This window comes from Nocardiopsis oceani, from assembly GCF_054777395.1.
The window spans coordinates 101,982-119,615 of record NZ_BAAHAR010000025.1; the positions used below are offsets into that span (position 1 = coordinate 101,982).

The 17,634-nt window shown below is 69.1% G+C and carries 13 protein-coding genes and 1 other RNA gene; 7 read left to right on the forward strand and 7 right to left on the reverse strand.

The genetic code is table 11. From position 1 onward, the window contains the following. Positions 1-152: 152 nt before the first annotated feature. The gene (locus ACYVDG_RS16550) at positions 153-5,033 is read left to right on the forward strand and encodes an NAD-glutamate dehydrogenase (protein ID WP_460752794.1); all 4,881 of its coding nucleotides are present in this window, start codon (positions 153-155) and stop codon (positions 5,031-5,033) included. A gap of 65 nt (positions 5,034-5,098) precedes the next feature. Here ACYVDG_RS16550 and ACYVDG_RS16555 read toward each other — a convergent pair whose 3' ends face one another. The 7 genes from ACYVDG_RS16555 to ACYVDG_RS16585 are packed head-to-tail and all read right to left on the reverse strand — an operon-like array spanning position 5,099 to position 10,447. Continuing rightward, entirely contained in the window at positions 5,099-5,716 is a 618-nt protein-coding gene (locus tag ACYVDG_RS16555; RefSeq protein ID WP_460752837.1) for a response regulator, read from the reverse strand. 53 nt (positions 5,717-5,769) lie between these two features. Beyond that, a complete protein-coding gene (locus ACYVDG_RS16560) occupies positions 5,770-6,951 on the reverse strand; it encodes a sensor histidine kinase (RefSeq protein WP_460752799.1) in 1,182 nt (393 codons plus the stop codon). A gap of 17 nt (positions 6,952-6,968) precedes the next feature. After that, positions 6,969-8,159 carry an ABC transporter permease gene (locus tag ACYVDG_RS16565; protein ID WP_460752803.1) on the reverse strand — a complete coding sequence of 397 codons (1,191 nt, stop codon included), beginning with the start codon at positions 8,157-8,159 and terminating at the stop codon, positions 6,969-6,971. Beyond that, positions 8,156-8,515 (reverse strand): ATP-binding cassette domain-containing protein, encoded by a 360-nt coding sequence (locus ACYVDG_RS16570; protein WP_460752840.1) that lies wholly within the window; start codon positions 8,513-8,515, stop codon positions 8,156-8,158. The genes ACYVDG_RS16565 and ACYVDG_RS16570 overlap by 4 nt, the downstream gene beginning before the upstream one ends. Then, complete coding sequence (locus tag ACYVDG_RS16575; RefSeq protein ID WP_460752807.1) at positions 8,403-8,870, reverse strand: ATP-binding cassette domain-containing protein; 468 nt, start codon at positions 8,868-8,870, stop codon at positions 8,403-8,405. The genes ACYVDG_RS16570 and ACYVDG_RS16575 overlap by 113 nt, the downstream gene beginning before the upstream one ends. Next, positions 8,867-9,964, reverse strand: a complete 1,098-nt coding sequence (locus ACYVDG_RS16580) for a peptidoglycan-binding protein (protein WP_460752812.1) — start codon at positions 9,962-9,964, stop codon at positions 8,867-8,869. The genes ACYVDG_RS16575 and ACYVDG_RS16580 overlap by 4 nt, the downstream gene beginning before the upstream one ends. Positions 9,965-9,997: 33 nt before the next feature. After that, positions 9,998-10,447, reverse strand: coding sequence for a hypothetical protein (locus ACYVDG_RS16585; RefSeq protein WP_460752815.1), 450 nt, complete (start codon positions 10,445-10,447; stop codon positions 9,998-10,000). Positions 10,448-10,659: 212 nt separating this feature from the next. Between ACYVDG_RS16585 and prfB the strand changes: the two genes are divergently transcribed. The 6 genes from prfB (at position 10,660) to ssrA (ending at position 17,168) form a co-directional block, all read left to right on the forward strand. Further along, positions 10,660-11,769, forward strand: coding sequence for a peptide chain release factor 2 (gene prfB, locus ACYVDG_RS16590; RefSeq protein WP_460752845.1), 1,110 nt, complete (start codon positions 10,660-10,662; stop codon positions 11,767-11,769). Between the two features lie 350 nt (positions 11,770-12,119). Beyond that, complete coding sequence (gene ftsE, locus ACYVDG_RS16595) at positions 12,120-12,809, forward strand: cell division ATP-binding protein FtsE (protein WP_460752819.1); 690 nt, start codon at positions 12,120-12,122, stop codon at positions 12,807-12,809. Between the two features lie 88 nt (positions 12,810-12,897). Next, a complete protein-coding gene (gene ftsX, locus ACYVDG_RS16600) occupies positions 12,898-13,809 on the forward strand; it encodes a permease-like cell division protein FtsX (RefSeq protein ID WP_460752822.1) in 912 nt (303 codons plus the stop codon). Between the two features lie 85 nt (positions 13,810-13,894). Continuing rightward, the gene (gene smpB, locus ACYVDG_RS16605) at positions 13,895-14,365 is read left to right on the forward strand and encodes an SsrA-binding protein SmpB (protein ID WP_460752825.1); all 471 of its coding nucleotides are present in this window, start codon (positions 13,895-13,897) and stop codon (positions 14,363-14,365) included. Between the two features lie 37 nt (positions 14,366-14,402). Continuing rightward, on the forward strand, positions 14,403-16,424 hold the full coding sequence (locus tag ACYVDG_RS16610) for a penicillin-binding transpeptidase domain-containing protein (protein ID WP_460752827.1): 2,022 nt from the start codon (positions 14,403-14,405) through the stop codon (positions 16,422-16,424). Between the two features lie 372 nt (positions 16,425-16,796). After that, positions 16,797-17,168, forward strand: a transfer-messenger RNA (tmRNA) gene (gene ssrA / locus ACYVDG_RS16615). The last annotated feature ends 466 nt before the right edge of the window (positions 17,169-17,634 follow it).

The window sequence follows — 17,634 nt, forward strand, 5'->3', positions numbered from 1 at the left end:
AGACCCTCACGGGAAGTCACAACTCAGCACAGAAGTTCACAGGTCAACCGACGAGCCACGCGACTCAACCAATGAGCCACACGACACGTCACATGACCGGGTGTTCTCCAAGCGCTCGTGCGACGTTGCTCACAAAGGAGTGAGAGATCCCTATGTCCGGGCAATCCGACGTCATCCTCCAGAAGCTGCTCAGTGACGCGGCCTCCCGGTGGAACCCCGGGACTCGAATGAGCCCCGAGGCCGCCGACACGGTCCGACGCTTCCTCCCCTTCTACTACCGCCACACGGACCCCGAAGAGATCAGCGGCCGCAGCCCTGAACAGATCTGCGGCACGGCCGCAGCCCACCGCTCCTTCGGCGCCCAGCGGGACCAAGGACGTGCCAAGGTCCGGCTCTACACCCCGGACCTCGACCGCGACGGCTGGGAACAGCAGACCAGCATCGTCGAGGTCGTCACTGACAACGCCCCCTTCCTCGTCTCCTCGGTCACCATGACCTTGGGCGAGCTACAAGCCGGGGTCCGACTCATCATCCACCCCCAGATGACGGTCGGCCGCGACCTGGCCGGCAACCTCATCGAGGTCGACCCGGAGATCGGTGGCGAGGGCCTCCTGCCCACCGACGAGTCGTGGATGCACATCGAGATCGACCGCCAGAGCGATCCCGAGCGCGTCAAGGAGATCACCACCAAGCTGGAGACCGTCCTCAACGACGTCCGCTACGTCGACGAGGACTCCGCCAAGATGAGCGACCGGGTCATCCGGATCGCCGACGAACTCTCCGCCTACCCGGACCGCCTGGTCGCGGGCGGCGTCGACCCCCGGGAGGTCGGCGAGAGCGTCGACTTCCTCCGCTGGCTCGCCGGGCGCCACTTCACCTTCATGGGCTACCGGGAGTACGCCCTCGTCACCGACGAGAACGGCGACGACTCGCTGCGCCCCGAGCCCGGAACGGGTCTGGGGCTCCTGCGCATGGACTCGCCCGCCTCCACCAGCTTCTCGGCCCTGCCCCCCGAGATCCGCGCCAAGGCCCGCGAGCCCTACGTCCTGGTGCTCACCAAGGCCAACTCCCGCGCTTCCGTGTACCGGCCCAAGTACCTGGACTACATCGGCGTCAAGAAGTTCGACGCCCAGGGCAACATCGTGGGTGAGCGCCGTTTCCTCGGCCTGTTCACCTCTCAGGCCAACACCAGCAGCATCAGCCAGGTCCCCATCCTCCGCCGCAAGCAGGCAGAGGTCCTCGCCCAGGCCGGCTTCGAGGCCGACAGCTACGACGGCAAGGACCTGATCGAACTCCTGGAGACCTTCCCGCGCGAGGAGCTCCTCCAGATCCCCGTGGGCGAGCTGTACAGCATCGTCCGCGGTGTCCTGCGCCTACGCGACCGCCGCGGCACCAAGCTCTTCATGCGCCGCGACCCCTACGGCGGCCGGTACATGTCCTGCTTCGTGTACATGCCCCGTGACGAGTACAGCACCCGGGTGCGCCTCGACATCCAACGGGTCCTCGCCGACGCCTTCCAGGGCGCGACCATGGACCACAACGTGCTGATCGGCGCGGCCCCGCTGGCCCGCCTCTACCTGGTGGCCCGTGCCAGGCCCGGGCACACCCTCGCGGACATCGACCAGGTCGCCCTGGAGGAGAAGGTCCGCGAGGCTGCCCGCTCCTGGGACGTCGACTTCGACGACGCGCTCGTCGACGAGTTCGGCCCGACCCGGGCCACCACGCTCAAGGAGCGCTACAGCTCCGGGCTCACCGAGGCCTACAAGGTCGACAACACCCCGACCGCGGCCGCCAAGGACATCGCCGGCATCGAGGAGCTGCTCGCCCGTACCGCCCCGGCCGCGCGCACGGGGGAGTTCACGGCGTCGCTGTACCAGCCCGAGGGGGCCGACGCCACGACCTGGCGGTTCCGCCTCTCCCGAATCGGCCAGCCCATCTCGCTGTCCCGCGTGCTGCCGGTCCTGGAGCACCTCGGCATCGAGGTGGTCGACGAGCGGCCCTACGAGCTGAACGTCGAGGGTGTCGGCACGATCTGGATCTACGACTTCGGCCTCGGCCCCGTCGAGGCCACCGACCTGTCTTCCGACCGCCTCAAGTCGCTCTTCGAGGATGCGTTCGACGCCTCCTGGCGCGACCTCGGCGAGTCCGACAGGTTCAACGCCCTGGTGGTGCGCGCCGGTCTCGACTGGCGCCAGCTCACCGTGCTGCGGGCCTACGCCAAGTACCTGCGCCAGACCGGATCCACCTTCACGCCCGACTACCTGGCCGACGTCCTCGTCGCCAACGTCGGGATCGCCAGCCTGCTCGTGGAGCTCTTCGAGGCCCGCTTCGACCCGGACCAAGCAGACGAAGGCCGAGAGGAGCGCGGCAGGACGCTCGAGGGCAAGATCGAGAGCGCGCTGGAGGGCGTGGCCAGCCTGGACCACGACCGCATCCTGCGCTCGTTCCTGTCGGTCATCCAAGCCACCCTGCGCACCAACCACTACCAGGGCGGCCTCGAGGGGCGCCCCTACCTGGTGCTCAAGCTCAACCCGCAGGCGATCCCGGACCTGCCGCACCCGCGGCCCCGGTTCGAGATGTACGTCTACTCGCCGCGGGTGGAGGGCGTCCACCTGCGCTACGGTTCCGTGGCGCGCGGCGGACTGCGCTGGTCGGACCGGTTCGAGGACTTCCGCACCGAGATCCTCGGCCTGGTCAAGGCCCAGATGGTGAAGAACTCCGTCATCGTGCCCAGCGGCGCCAAGGGCGGGTTCGTCTGCAAGCGCCTGCCCGCGGGCGGAGGCCGCGAGGAGGTGATGGCCGAGGTCGTCTCCTGCTACAAGCAGTTCATCAGCGGCCTGCTGGACGTCACCGACAACCTGGTCGACGGCGAGGTCGTGCATCCCGAGCGCACGGTCCTGCACGACAGCGACGACTCCTACCTGGTGGTCGCCGCGGACAAGGGCACCGCGACCTTCTCCGACATCGCCAACGAGATCTCCGCCGAGCGCGGCTTCTGGCTGGGCGACGCCTTCGCCAGCGGCGGCTCGGTCGGCTACGACCACAAGGGAATGGGCATCACCGCCAGGGGCGCCTGGGAATCGGTGAAGTACAGCTTCCGCGAGATGGGCGTCAACGTCCAGGAAGAGCCCTTCACCGTCGTCGGCGTCGGCGACATGTCCGGGGACGTGTTCGGCAACGGGATGCTGCTGTCCAAGCAGATCAAGCTGGTGGCCGCCTTCGACCACCGACACGTCTTCCTCGACCCGGACCCCGACCCGCACACCTCCTGGGAGGAGCGCCATCGCATGTTCCGCCTCCCGCGCAGCACGTGGGAGGACTACGATCCGGCGCTGATCTCCGAGGGCGGCGGGGTGCACCCGCGCACCGCCAAGTCCGTCCCGGTCACCCCGCAGGTCCGCGAGGTCCTCGGTATCGACTCCGAAGTCACGGCGCTCACCCCGGACGAGCTCATCCGGCACGTCCTCACCTCGCCGGTGGACCTGCTCTGGAACGGCGGTATCGGCACCTACGTCAAGGCCAGCGGCGAGACCCACGCCGACGTCGGCGACAAGGCCAGCGACCAGGTGCGCGTCGACGCCGCCGACCTGCGGGTGAAGGTGGTCGGCGAAGGCGGCAACCTGGGCCTGACCCAGCCGGCCCGGATCGAGTTCGCCCGCAACGGCGGCCGCGTCAACAGTGACTTCATCGACAACTCCGCCGGTGTGGACACCTCCGACCACGAGGTCAACATCAAGATCATGCTCGACCGCGAGGTGCGGGAGGGCGAACTGGCCAAGGGCGACCGCGACCAGTTGTTCATCGACATGACCGACGAGGTCGCCTCACTGGTCTTGGACAACAACTACGCGCAGAACACGGTGCTGGCCGCCGCGCGCAAGCAGAGCCACGGCATGCTGCACGTCCACGGCCGCTACATGCGCCACCTGGAGCGCACCAAGGTCCTCAAGCGCAAGCAGGAGGACCTGCCCTCCGACAAGACGATCGCTGAGCGCCGTGCCGCGGGCAAGGGCCTGACCAGCCCCGAGTTCGCGACGCTGGTCTCCTACACGAAGATCAGCCTCAAGGAGCAGATCGGCCTCTCCGACCTGGCGGACGACCCGTACCTGGCGTCGACCCTGACGGAGTACTTCCCGACACCGCTGCGCTCGGACCGCTTCCACACGGGGGTGTCGTCCCACCCGCTGCGCCGGGAGATCATCGTCAACCAGGTGACCAACCAGCTGGTCAACCGGTCGGGTATCACCTACGCGTTCCGCCTCAACGAGGAGCTGGGGTCCAGCGCAGCGGACATCGCCCGCGCCTTCCTGGTGGTCCAGGACGTCCTCCAGCTGCGCCAGTTCTGGGGTGTGGTCGAGGAGCTGGACCACAAGATCTCCGTGGACAGCCAGCTGTTGCTGCTGTTGGAGACCCGCAAGCTCGCTGAGCGCTCCGCCCGGTGGCTGCTGCGCAACCGGAGCTTCCCGTTCGACCTGAGCAGTGAGATCGGGTTCTTCGCCGAGGACGTGGGCGAGGTCCTGCCCCAGCTGGTGGACCTGCTGCGCGGCCGGGACCGGGAGGCGTTCGAGGAGCGCCGCGACCGGTACACCTCGCTCGGTGTGCCCGTCGACCTGGCCGAGCGGGTCGCCGCCATGGTGCCCGCCTACTCCACGTTCGACCTGGTGGAGATCGCGCACCGCACGGGCCACCCCGTCGGCCGCGTGGCCAGCCTGTACTTCGAGCTAGCGGACCGGTTCAACATCAGCTGGTGGCGCGAGCGGATCATCGACCTGCCGCGGGACGACCGCTGGGTCACGATGGCCCGTTCCGCACTGCGTGACGACCTGTACGCGGTGCACGCGGACCTGACCAGCCGGGTCCTGGAGTCGGGCTCGTCCGGGTCCAACACCGAGCTCATCGCCCAGTGGGCCGAGCAGAACGAGGTCGCGGTGCAGCGCGCCGGGATCACGCTCTCGGAGATCCAGGAGAACGAGCGCTTCGACCTCGCCACCCTGTCGGTGGCCCTGCGGTCGATCCGTTCGCTGGCCGGCTAGGGGACAGGAACGGAGGCGGGGCGCACGGAGCCATCCGTGCGCCCCGACCTCGTTCCCGCAGGGCCTTACCCGCCGGGGACGACCAAGCGCGCGTCGTAGGCGAAGATCACCGCCTGTACGCGCCCTCGGAGCCCGAGCTTGGCCAGCAACCGGCCCACATGGGTCTTCACCGTGGCCTCGGCCATGAGCAGACGCCGGGCGATATCGGCGTTGGAGTGCCCGTGGGCGACCTCCACGAGTACCTCCCGCTCGCGGCAGGTGAGCAGGGCCAGCCGCTCTCGGACCCCTTCCTCTGCGGCGGGATCCGGGGCGGCCAGCTGGGGTGTGACGATGTCGAGCAACCGGCGGGTGAGCGTGGGGGCGACGATCGCGCCGCCTGCCAGGACCGCGCGGATCCCGGCCACCAGCTCCTCGGGCCGCGTGTCCTTGAGGAGGAACCCGCTGGCCCCGGCCCGCAGCGCGGGGTGCGCGTACTCGTCCAGGTCGAACATGGTGAGGATGAGGACCCGCACGTCGGGCCGGGCGGCGACGATCCGCGCGGTCGCCTCTATCCCGTCCGTGCCCGGCATGCGCACGTCCATGAGGACCACGTCCGGCCGAAGCGCCTCTGTCTGCCGGACCGCGGACTCACCGTCCCCGGCCTCGCCGACGACTTCGAGGTCGCTCTCGGCCTCGAGGATCATCCGCAGTCCGGTCCGCTGCAACGGCTGGTCGTCCACCAGCAGTACCGAGTGCCTCACGGCAGAACCACCTCCGCGGCCGGGCGCCGCACCGGGATCCGGGCGCGCACAGCCCATCCGCCCCCGTCTCGAGGGCCGGCGCTGAGCGTTCCACCCTGCAGCGCCACCCGTTCGGCGAGCCCGGTCAGGCCGGCGCCCCGCTCCGCCGGTCGCCCCGTGCCGTCGTCGGTCACCGTCACCACGACCAGCTCTCCGCCGTCCGCCACCAGCGGTTCATCCCCAATCAGAACCCTCGCCCCGGTTCCTGTTCCGGCGTGCCGACCCACGTTGGTCAGCGCCTCCTGGACCACCCGGTACACGCACAGGCGCACGTGCTCCGGAAGCCGACTGAGCTCACGTTCGCACACCAAGTCCACGTCCGTGCCGGTGGAACGGAAGCGTTCGACCAGATCCGCCACGTCCTGGACATGCGGCGGCTGGCCCCGGCCGTCCCGCAGCAGTCCGAGTACGTCCCGGACCTCGGCCAGCGCGGTCCGTCCGGTCTCGGCCACCGTCCCCATGGCCTCCCCGGCCCGCTCCGGTTGGCTTCCCACCAACCGTGCGGCACCGTCACTGAGGGACACCATGACGCCCAGGCTGTGCCCGACCACGTCGTGGAGGTCGCGGGCGATACGGGTCCGCTCCGCCTCCCTGGCCAACCGGGCGCGCTGGTCGCGCTCGACCCGCAGCCGCTCGGTCTCGGCCAGCGCGGCGGCGACGGCGTTCCGCCGGTCCCGCACCACCAGGGCGACCACCCCGGTGACCAGCGCGGTCACCACCATGGCCAGTGACGTGAGGAGGCGGAGCAGGACCTCCACGAACAGGGCGGAATCCGGGTCCAACCCCTGAGTGAGAGCCCCGGGCACGTCCCCGAGCGGCCGCAGGGTGAGTAGGGCGATCACCCCCACCACCGAGACCGAAGCGCCCAGACCCCAGGCGAGCGGCCGGTGCACCAGAACCCGGTAGTAGGCGGCGAACATCCCGAGCTCGCCGAGCACGTGGGCCCCGCTCAGGAACGGTGTTGCGGCGGCCAGCGCCGCTGCCGCCACGAACACCCCCACCGGAAACCGGTGGCGCGGAAGCAGTACCGCGCACAGAACGGTATGCAGGGCCAGGGGCACCGGGTCGAACCAGTAGTTGAACCACAGCAGGGGCAGTCCCGCGAGGAACAGCAGGGCCGGAAGCAGAATCGTGCCCACCCTCATTCCTTCCGTCATCAGCCGGTCGCCAGCGCTTCGGTGGGGGAGAGGCGGGAGGCCCGCACCGCGGGGTAGAGGCCCGCCACCGCCCCGATCACCACGGTCGCGCCCACACCCGCGCCCACCGCCCAGAGCGGCAGTGCCGGCGCCCACCCCTGGCTCAGCGCGTAGCCCGCGGTCACACCGGCACCGAGCAGGCTACCGACGACCCCGCCCAACAGAGCGAGGACCAGGGACTCGATGAGGAACTGGGCCCGGATGTCCGCGCGGCTGGCCCCGAGAGCCCGCCTCAGACCCACCTCCTGGCGCCGCTCCAACACCGAGATCACCATCGTGTTGGCCACCCCGACCCCGCCGACCAGCAGCGAGACTCCGCCCAGGGCCAGAAGCATGGTGGTCAGGGTGCTGTCCGCGGCCCGCTGCGCCGCCAAAGCTTCGGAAGGACGGGAGACCTCCACCGCACCCGGCCGCTCCGGGTTCGCGGTGGCCGCCAGCACCTCGCGTACCTCCTCCACCTCCTCCGGGGCCACCCGCGCGTAGACGGTGGTCACCTCACCCCGGGATCCCAGGAGCCTCTCGGCGACCGGCCACCCCACCAATGCCGCGGTCTCCAACTTCGGCGCGAGCAGTGTGGGTTCGAGGACCCCGGCGACGGTGAACCACCGGTCGCCGAGCCACACCTGCTGGCCGATCCCGTCGGCGCCCACTCCCAGCCGCTCCGCGGCCCGCGAGCCCAGGACGACCGTTGGCAGTTCTGCGGAGACCGGGTCCAACCAAGTACCGGCGGCCAGCTCCAGCCCGACGCGGCCCGGCAGCTCCGGGTCGGCGGCGAGCACAGCGATCCCCCCGGTCCGCTCCTCCGGGACCCGGTCGCTGCGGTAGACGCTGGTGTCGACCAAGCCGACCGACGCGGTGGACTCCACCGGCGGGACCCTGCCGATCATCGCCGGCGCCGCCTCCGGCAGGACCGAACGCTCGCCGATCAGGTCCTCGGCGGGGCCCGCCCGCAGCAGGTTGGTGCCCAGGGCGTCGATTCGCTGGTTGAGTTCCGCCCGGCTGGACTCGGAGATGCCCACCACGGCGACCATCGCGGCGATGCCGATCGCCACGCCGAGCGCGGAGAGCACCACCCTGGTGGGGCGGGCGAACAACCCGGCCGCGCCGACCCTGAACAGGTCGGCGGTGCCGACCCGGCGCTCCCGGCTCACGCCGCCACCGTCCCGGGGCCGGCCGTGACCCTGCCGTCCACGACCTCCACCCGTCGGGGGAGGGCGGCAGCCACGGCGTGGTCGTGCGTGATGATCACGACGGTGGTACCTGAGGAGTGGAGTTCGGTGAGCAGCGACAGGACCTCGCCCCCGGAAGCGGAGTCGAGGTTGCCGGTGGGCTCGTCCGCCAGCAGCACCGCGGGGTCCCCGACCACCGCCCGCGCCACGGCCACCCGCTGCCGTTCACCGCCGGACATCTCGTGCGGGCGGTGGCCGACCCGGTGCCCCAGCCCGACCCTCTCCAGTGCGGCCGCGGCCCGCTCCCTGCGCTCCCGGTGCGGTATCCCCGCGTACAGGGCACCGTCCGCCACCGCGTCCAGGGCGCACCCCGGTCGCGAGGTGGAAACGCTGGAACACGAAACCGATGCGTGCGGCGCGCAGCGCGGACAGCTCCCGGTCCCGCAGGAGCGCTACGTCGCGGCCCTCGAACCGGACCGTCCCGGAGGACGGCCGGTCCAGTGCGCCCATCAAGTGCAGCAAGGTGGACTTGCCCGAGCCCGAGGCCCCGACGATGCCCAAGAGCTCGCCTCGGCCGACCTCCAGGCTGACGTCGCGCACCGCGTGTACGCCTCCGGGGTGGACCTTGGCCACGGACTCCAGGGAGATGACACCCGCCCCCGCGGTCTCGCGGGCACTCGTCCGCGCTGTCATTCGGGCACCCCCACGCTCATTCCCTCGACGACCCCGCCGCCCGACACCTCCGCCAACCCGTCCGCGAACAGGCCGGCCTCCACCTCCACGTACTCAGTGGCCCCCTCCGCGCCCACCGCCTGAAGGCCGTGGCCGCCTTCGCGCAGGGCCACCAGGGCCTCCACCGGAACGGCCAGCACGTCCTCGGCCCGACCGACCTCAGCCGCTACCTCCACCGGCGCGACCAGGTGTTCGTCCAGCCCTTCCTCTGCGTCCTCGGACAGCACGATGACCAGCCGGACGGTGGCGCCGTCCAGCCCGTCACCGTCCTCGGGGGGCGACACCGACGCGCCCACCTCCGCCACCTCGGCGTCCACCCGGTCCCCGTCGGGCAGTTCCACCGTCACGGCGCCGCCTTCCTCGACCAGGTGGCGGCGGTCCGCCTCCAGGTCCACGGTGACGTTCCGCTCAGTGGCGGTGAGCTCCAGGACCTCGGCGCCGTCTTGGCCGCCCGGGTCCGCGACCACCTCACCGACCCGGGCGGGGCCCGGAAGCACCAGCACGTCATCCGGTCCCACCCGGCCGGTTTGCGCCACGCCCGTGTCCCGCTGCCAGGAGCGGACGGCCTGCGACGTCGCCCACGTGTAGCGGTCGTCCGGCGTGAAGCCCGAGTAGCCCAGTTCGGCCAGGTTCTCCTCGAGGACCCGAACGTCCCGGCCCAGGTCGCCCGCACCGATCTCCCTGTGGAAGGGCGTCTCCCCGTACAGCAGGACCCGGGGCCGCTCGTCCGCGCGGTAGACGGCCTCCCCGCGCGAGAGGAGGTCACCCTCCTCGGGGAGCCAGGTCAGGGTGCCCGTGCCCACGCCGGTGACGGTGCGGGCGGGCTCGTAGTCCAGCGCACCGTCCAGCACCTCGCGCTCGACCAGGGTCGTGCGCACCACCTCGGCCGTGGCCGGGACCGCGGCGAGCCCGTCCTCGTCCTCGCCGGTCAGCGCGACCGAGGCGGTGGCGGCCAGCCCCAGTGCGACCGCCGCGGCCCCGGCCGCCCAGGCCACACGGGTGACCCGCCGTCGCGAACGCCGCCCGCGTGCCCCGTCCCGGATGTCCTCAGCCATACAGGACCCCCTCCGCTCGTGTTCTCAGGACGGTCAGCAGGCCGCGTCGGCCTCCGCGTACTCGTCGCCGGTGACGTCGATGCCCTCCAGGTCCAGCTCCCCGTCCGGGCCGGGGTCGGGCATGTCGATGCCCTCGTCGCGCATGCACTCGGCCCAGACCCGGAGCTCCTCGACGGTCTCCTCGTCGAATTCGAGGTCCACGCCTTCGAGGATGTCCTCGCAGGCCTCCATGGCCGAGATCACCGTCTCGCCGTCGACGTCGAGGTCCTCAGGCGGCGTGCCGTCGGCGGGCATCTCGACGCCGTGCTCCCGCATGCAGTCGTCGTACTCCTCCATCTGCGCCTCGGTGTTGATGCTCTCTGAGTCCTGGCCCGAACCCCCGGTGGTGGGCACGCCACCCGCCTCGTCCGCGGAACAGGCCGCGGTGGCGGCGATCAGCAGGGCGGCGGCGGTGCCCGTGAACGTCATCCGTGCGAACGTCATCCGATCCTCCTCTTCGCTTCCGGAGGCCGTTCTCCTCCGGCATTTCCGAAGCTACGGACCGGGGGAGCGCGCACCCATACGCCGCGGGTACCCGGAACGGGACGGCGGGTACGCCGAAAGTCGTAGGCGCCGGGAGGTTCCCGGGCGGTTCGGCGGCGCCGCGGATGGGGCCCGGCCTTCCCTTGGGTCCTACACTGGGTTCCGTGGCAGAAATGGACCCAGCAGAGAAGATCAAGGAACTCGCGGCGACCCTGGCGAGTGTGACTGCCGTGTTGGACCTGGAGGCGATGCAGACCCAGATCGCTGAGCTGCGCGAGCAGGCCGCGGACCCCGACTTGTGGTCCGACCAGGCCAACGCGCAGAAGGTGACGCGCCAGCTCTCCAGCCTGGAGTCCATGGTCAACAAGGTCGCAGGTATCACGCAGCGTCTCGAGGACCTCGGGGTGCTCTACGAGCTCGCCCAAGCCGAGGACGACTCCGACACCCGGGCCGAGGCGGACCGTGAGCTCGAGCAGCTGCGCGCGGACATCGGCGAACTGGAGGTGCGTACGCTCCTCAACGGCCCGCACGACGAGCGCGAGGCCATCGTCACCATCAACTCCCAGGCCGGGGGCATCGATGCCGCCGACTGGGCACAGATGCTCCAGCGCATGTACCTGCGCTGGGCGGAGCGGCACGGGTACCCGACGGAGATCTACGAGACCTCCTACGCGGAGGAGGCGGGCATCAAGTCCACCTCGTTCGCGGTCAAGTCGACCTTCGCCTACGGGACCCTGCGGGGTGAGCACGGCACGCACCGCCTGGTGCGCATCTCACCCTTCGACAACCAGAACCGGCGGCAGACCTCGTTCGCGGGAGTGGACGTCGTGCCGATGGTGGAGCAGAGCGACCACATCGAGATCGACGAGTCCGAGCTGAGAGTGGACGTGTACCGTTCCAGCGGTCCCGGCGGGCAGGGCGTCAACACCACGGACTCCGCGGTGCGGATCACCCACGCGCCTACCGGCATCGTGGTCTCCTGCCAGAACGAGCGGTCGCAGCTCCAGAACAAGGCGACAGCCATGTCGATGCTGCAGGCCAAGCTCCTCTACCGCAAGCAGCAGGAGGAGCAGGCGGCGCTGGACGAGATCCGCGGTGAGTCGGTGAGCAGCTGGGGGACCCAGATGCGCAACTACGTCCTGCACCCGTACCAGAGCGTCAAGGACGTGCGCACCGGGGCGGAGACCGGCAACACCTCGGGCGTCCTCGACGGCGAGATCGACTCCTTCATCGACGCGGAGATCCGGTGGATGCGCAGTCGGGAGAAGAACGAGGCGAACTGACCCGGTGTGTCCCCGTCGCTACGGCGGGGACACGCCCGGGTGGGTGACCGCACCCGGGGCGAGCGGAGCCACGCGGAGGGTGAGCATGTTTCCCAAAGGTGACGACCACGACTCCACAGTTTTACCGAAACTGCGATATGTGAACGTTATCATCGGTTGACACCTCCGATATGCTCGTGGCTTGTTGTCCGATAGTGCTCTGATCTCAACAGATCTCTCGGGTGTGACAGGACCTGGACAATCCGGGCCGCTGCCCCCTCTAAACTATCGGTGGCCATGCGGCCGGTACGATCCCGAGCGGAGCTCACTCCGCCGGGTGCCCATACCTTCGAGAGCCTTGTGATGCGCCTGTGATCCACTTCGATAACGTCACCAAGCAGTACCTGACCCAGAAGCGCCCCGCGCTCGACGGTGTTTCCATCGACGTGGACAAGAGCGAGTTCGTCTTCCTGGTCGGTCCGTCCGGATCGGGTAAGTCGACCTTCCTGCGCCTGGTGCTGAAGGAAGAGAAGCCCGACAAGGGGCGCGTGCACGTCGCGGGCAAGGACCTCGCGCGCCTGTCCAACTGGAAGGTTCCGCACCTGCGCCGCCGCATCGGCTGTGTCTTCCAGGACTTCCGCCTGCTGCCGAACAAGAACGTCTTCGAGAACGTCGCCTTCGCTCTGGAAGTCATCGGTAAGCCCCGGCGCTTCATCAAGAAGGTCGTGCCGGAGGTCGTCGAGCTCGTCGGCCTCGAGGGCAAGGCCGGACGGATGCCACACGAGCTCTCCGGTGGTGAACAGCAGCGCGTGGCCATCGCGCGAGCCTTCGTCAACCGCCCGCAGATCCTGCTGGCGGACGAGCCCACCGGAAACATCGACCCGGCGACTTCCATCGGCATCATGAAGGTCCTGGACCGAATCAACCGCACGGGAACCACCGTCGTCATGGCGACCCACGATGCAGCCATCGTCGACTCGATGCGCAAGCGCGTGATCGAGCTTGAAGAGGGTTTGGTAGTGCGAGACCAGATGCGTGGCGTCTACGGCCAGGCGTACTGACCTCTGGCACGCTCGTCGCCGGGCGGTCGGTCGGCGACCGCCCGACGCCGGCACGGCGAAGCCCCGAAGGATGGACCTTTAACAGATCATGCGAGCACAATTCGTTCTCTCCGAGACGTGGATCGGCCTGCGTCGCAATTTGACGATGACCATCGCCGTTATCACGACGGTGGCCATCTCTCTCGCCTTGTTCGGTGCCGGTCTGCTGGTCAACCAGCAGGTGTCCGAGATGCGCAACTACTTTGACCAGCGGATCACGCTGACCGTCTACATGTGCAACGAGATCTCGCCGACCGCGGCCTGCCAGGAGAACGGTGCGGCCGAGGAACCGGACCGAGAGGCACTCGAAGACCAGCTGGACTCGCTTCCGGAGGTGGAGAGCCACCGCTACCTCACCGAGGCCGAGGCCTGGCAGGACTTCCAGGAGCGCTACGGCTCCTCAAACGAGGCGCTCGCGGAGGCCACGCAGGAAGGTGACATCCCGGACAACTACCGGGTGCAGCTCACCGACCCCGACCACTACGACACCGTGCGCGCGGCCGTCGACGGAGCCGACGGTGTCGATTCCGTCTCCAACGACCAAAGCGTGCTCGAACAGTTCTTCGGGCTGCTCGACGGTCTCAAGTGGGCCGCTCTGGTGGTCGCCGGTGTCCAGTTGGCCGCAGCCGCGCTGCTGATCGGCAACACCATCCGGCTTTCGGCCTACAGCCGCCGCCGGGAGACCGGCATCATGCGCCTGGTCGGCGCGTCGAACTTCTACATCCAGTTGCCCTTCCTCCTCGAAGGTGCGATCGCCGGTTTCATCGGCGGTCTGATCGCCTCCGGGTTCATCGTGGCCACCAGGTTCACGCTGCTCACCCAGATCGAGGAATGGTTCCAGTTCGACGTGGCACTGGGCCCAGGCGCCCTGTTGTACGTCATCGGTGTTTCGATGATCCTCGGTGTGCTCCTGTGCACCGTGACCTCGTTCCTCACCCTGCGCCGTTACCTGAAGGTCTGACGGGTCCACCGCCGGACACACGGGCGGGAGCCGGGTGCCGGGGGGCCACACCGTGGCCCCCCGGACGCATGAAGGGATTCCAAGCGTGGCCAAGGCCAAGGAAACCGGGCGCAAGCTGATCGCCCAGAACCGGCGGGCCCGGCACGACTACCACCTCGATGAGACCTATGAGGCGGGACTGGTCCTGACCGGTACCGAGGTCAAGTCCCTCCGCGAGGGACGGGCCTCCCTCGTGGACGGCTTCGCGCACATCCACGACAGTGAGGTGTGGCTCGAGGGCGTGCACATCCCCGAGTACTCACAAGGCACCTGGACCAACCACTCGGCCCGCAGATCACGTAAGCTACTCCTGCACCGCGAGCAGATCTCCCGGCTGATCGGTAAGACCCGTGAGCCCGGCCGCACACTGGTCCCGCTGTCGCTGTACTTCAGCGACGGGCGGGCCAAGGTCGAGATCGCTCTGGCTCGCGGTAAGCGTGAGTACGACAAGCGCCATGCCATCGCCGAACGTGAAGCCAAGCGTGATATGGAACGTGCGCTTCGCCGCCGCCGTTAGCTGTCTTCAGTTGAGGCGCCTGAAAGGAACACACAAGGTGTCCCCCCGTCCCCTCGGTCGCAGGATCGCGGCCGCCAGCAGTGGCCTGATCGTCGCCCTGACCCTCGTGGCGTGTACGACCCACCCCAGTCCTGAGGTGGCCGTCAGGTCCTTCCTGCTCGCCTGGCAGGACGGGAACCACGCCGAGGCCGCCCGCTTCACCACGGGTGACCCGGAAGAGGTGGAGCAGGCCCTCGCCGACATCCACGACCAGCTCGACCTCGCCTCGGTGCGCTTCGAGCTCGGGCCGATCGCGGCCGAGGGCGACACGGCGACGGCCGAGTTCGACGTCACCGCGGACCTGGGTATCGGCGACCCGATGTGGAACTACACCGGCCAGATGTCCTTGGAGGACAGCCCCGAGGGCTGGCAGGTCAGCTGGTCGCCGAGCGTCATCCACCCGGACCTCGGCGAGGGGGAGCGCCTTGCGGTCAGCTACGAGATCGGGGACCGCGGCCAGATCCTCGACCGGTCGGGCGAGCCTCTCGTGGACTCGGACAGTGTCACCGCTTTCGGTGTGCTGCCCGCCGACATGGAGGACAAGGAAGAGGGCGTCACCGAGCTCGCGGAGCTCCTCGACGAGGACCCCGAACCGCTGCTCGACCGTGTACGGTCCGCCCCGCCCGAGCAGTTCCAGCCCCTCGTGCTGATGCGCGACAGCGGTGTGGACGCCGCTCTCCTGCGTGAGGCCGGTCAGATCTCCGGCGTCGACACGGAGGAGGTCGAGATCAACCTTTCGCCAAGCGTGGCGCCCTTCGTCCTCGGCGAGGTCGCGGGCACCGTGGAGCACCGCGTCTCTTCCCGTGTGCCGGGCGCGTACCAGGCAGGGGACACGGTCGGCCTGAGCGGCTTGCAGAGCATCTTCCAGCACGAGCTCGCCGGAACGGCGACCACGCAGGTCGTGTCCCTCGGCGAGGACGGAGAACAGACCGACATCCTCGAGTCCTGGGACGGCGTCCGCAGCGCCGGTGTCCAGACCACCCTCGACCTGGGGGTGCAGAACGCCGCCGAGAGCGCGGTGGACGGCATGCCCGGCGACGGGTACGTCGTCGCCGTCGACACGTCCAGCGGCGAGATCATGGCCGCGGCCAACGCTTCCGGCAGCACCTCCGACGACGGCGCCTTCACCGGCTCCTACGCGCCTGGTGGCGCCTTCTCCATGGTGTCGGGCCTTGCCGCCCTGGAGTCGGGCGCGGTGAGTCCGGGCAGCGAGATGCCTTGCGGCTACCAGTCCGAGATCGGCGACCGGGTCTTCACCAACCCCACCGGGGGCTTCCTGGCCGGTGAACCCGACCTGGTTCGGAACCTGGCCTACATGTGCAACGTGGGCTTCGTCGAGATCGGCTCCGAGGTCGGGGCCGAGTCCCTCACCGAGGTCTCCACACACCTCGGCCTGGGCACTGACTGGCAGCTCCCGCTTCCCGTCTCCTCCGGCACCCTCGATTTCGGCGATAGCGAGGAAGAGCTGGCCTCCGCGATGATCGGGGAGGACGGTGTCGAGGTGAGCCCGCTCGCCATGGCACTCGCGGCGGGGGCCGTCGCCGACGGTTCTTGGAGCGAACCCACCCTCGTCCGTGAGGAAGGGCCCTCCCCGGCCGGTGGGAACGACATCGACGAGGCGCACCTGGACGTGATTCGGGAAGGGCTGCGCGAGGCAGTGGTCGAACGGATCCCCGAGGTCGACATCGGCGAGGAAGACGTCCACGGCCAGGCCGCCCGCACCGAACAGGGCGACACCGCCCTGCACTGGTTCGTCGGCTACCAGGACGACATCGCCTTCGCGGTACTCGCCGAAGTCGACCCCGAGGCGACCATGTGGCAGCAGTACGCCGTCACCGCCGCGATGGGCTTCCTCAACGGAATGGAGAACGGGGAGGCAGCCGACGGGCAGAACCCGGCGGAGGACCCGATGACCCCGATGGACTCCCCGGCCGACGTTCCGGAGGACGCGCCCCTCGGTGAAGGCGACCCGCTCGGCGACGGAGCCCTGAACGACGAGGGCGACCTGAGCGGTACCTAAGACTCACGGCCCCCAAAAAAATTGTGGCCGCCGGAGCAACCCCCGGGTGCTCCGGCGGCGTCTCTCCCTATAACTGGGACCGCAACAGGGGGTAGCGGACCAGTGTGATGAGGCAGGACCTCATCTCGGGGGAGGCCCTGCCGGTTCCGAAGGTCGGCCCGACCCTGCCGACCGCCCCCGTGGGTTGCGTAGACCATCTCTTGAGTCCGCCTCACGGGGGTTTCTCCCTGTCCAAGGACTTTCCCGCCAGCCGGGAATCAGCTTGGTCCTCACACTGTTCAACAGGTAGAGTGACGGACACGTGAGTGCTCGTTCACTCACATGTCGGCCGCCCGGAACCCACGGGTGACAGGTGGTCTTGACAACTTCACAGGGGGTGATCGGTTTCGACTTCGGTAGTCGTTTCAGGGGAAGCGGGTCGAGGGTTGCGTTTGTGACCTCGTAAATCCTGCATTCGCATAAATTCAAGTGCCAATGAAAAGCGCACTGAGTTCGCTCTCGCTGCCTAAGCGATTGTGACTCTGTCGGTCCGGGCTCGTCATCGGCTCGGGATCCGGCACCATTTAGATGACTTACCGCTCGGATCAGGCCACGGGGCCTGAGCGGGACATCTTCGTGGCTGGGCCTGTCAGCGATGTGTCTGTGCAAGCGCTGGGGCCGAGTAGAACGGCACCACAGACTGCACCCGGAGAAGCCCTGATGCGGTGCTGAAGGACGCGGGTTCGATTCCCGCCACCTCCACGAGATACGGACCGCTGCTCGGAGGACTTCGTCCTCCTAGCCGCGGTCCGTTCCTGTTTTCGGGGGGCGCCCCCGAGCCCCGAGTTGTCGGAGGCGGCCCTGCGAGCGCGATCACGCGCGAGCAGGGCCGCCTTCGTCGTGTTTTGAGGAGGGATGACCCCCTGGCCACCGGGAGCGGGCCCCAACACCGTTGTCTTTGAGCCTGGTGGCAAAGGGGGTTTGGTTACCCAGCCCTTGGGGTGTGCCGCTTTCCGCGCGGGTGGGGGAGTCCGCGCGGGGAGTCCGCGTGGGGAGTCCGCGTGGGGAGTCCGCGTGGGCTGGGGTTTGTTGTTGGGTGAGGGTGGTTCCCTGCGGGTGCGGGTTGCCCCGTTTCCTGCCGCTTGATGGTGGCCGTCTCCGCTGCGCGCGTCAAGGTCGTCGCCATCGAGCGCTTCGCGCGTCATTGGCGCTCCACCTTGACCCGCTTCGC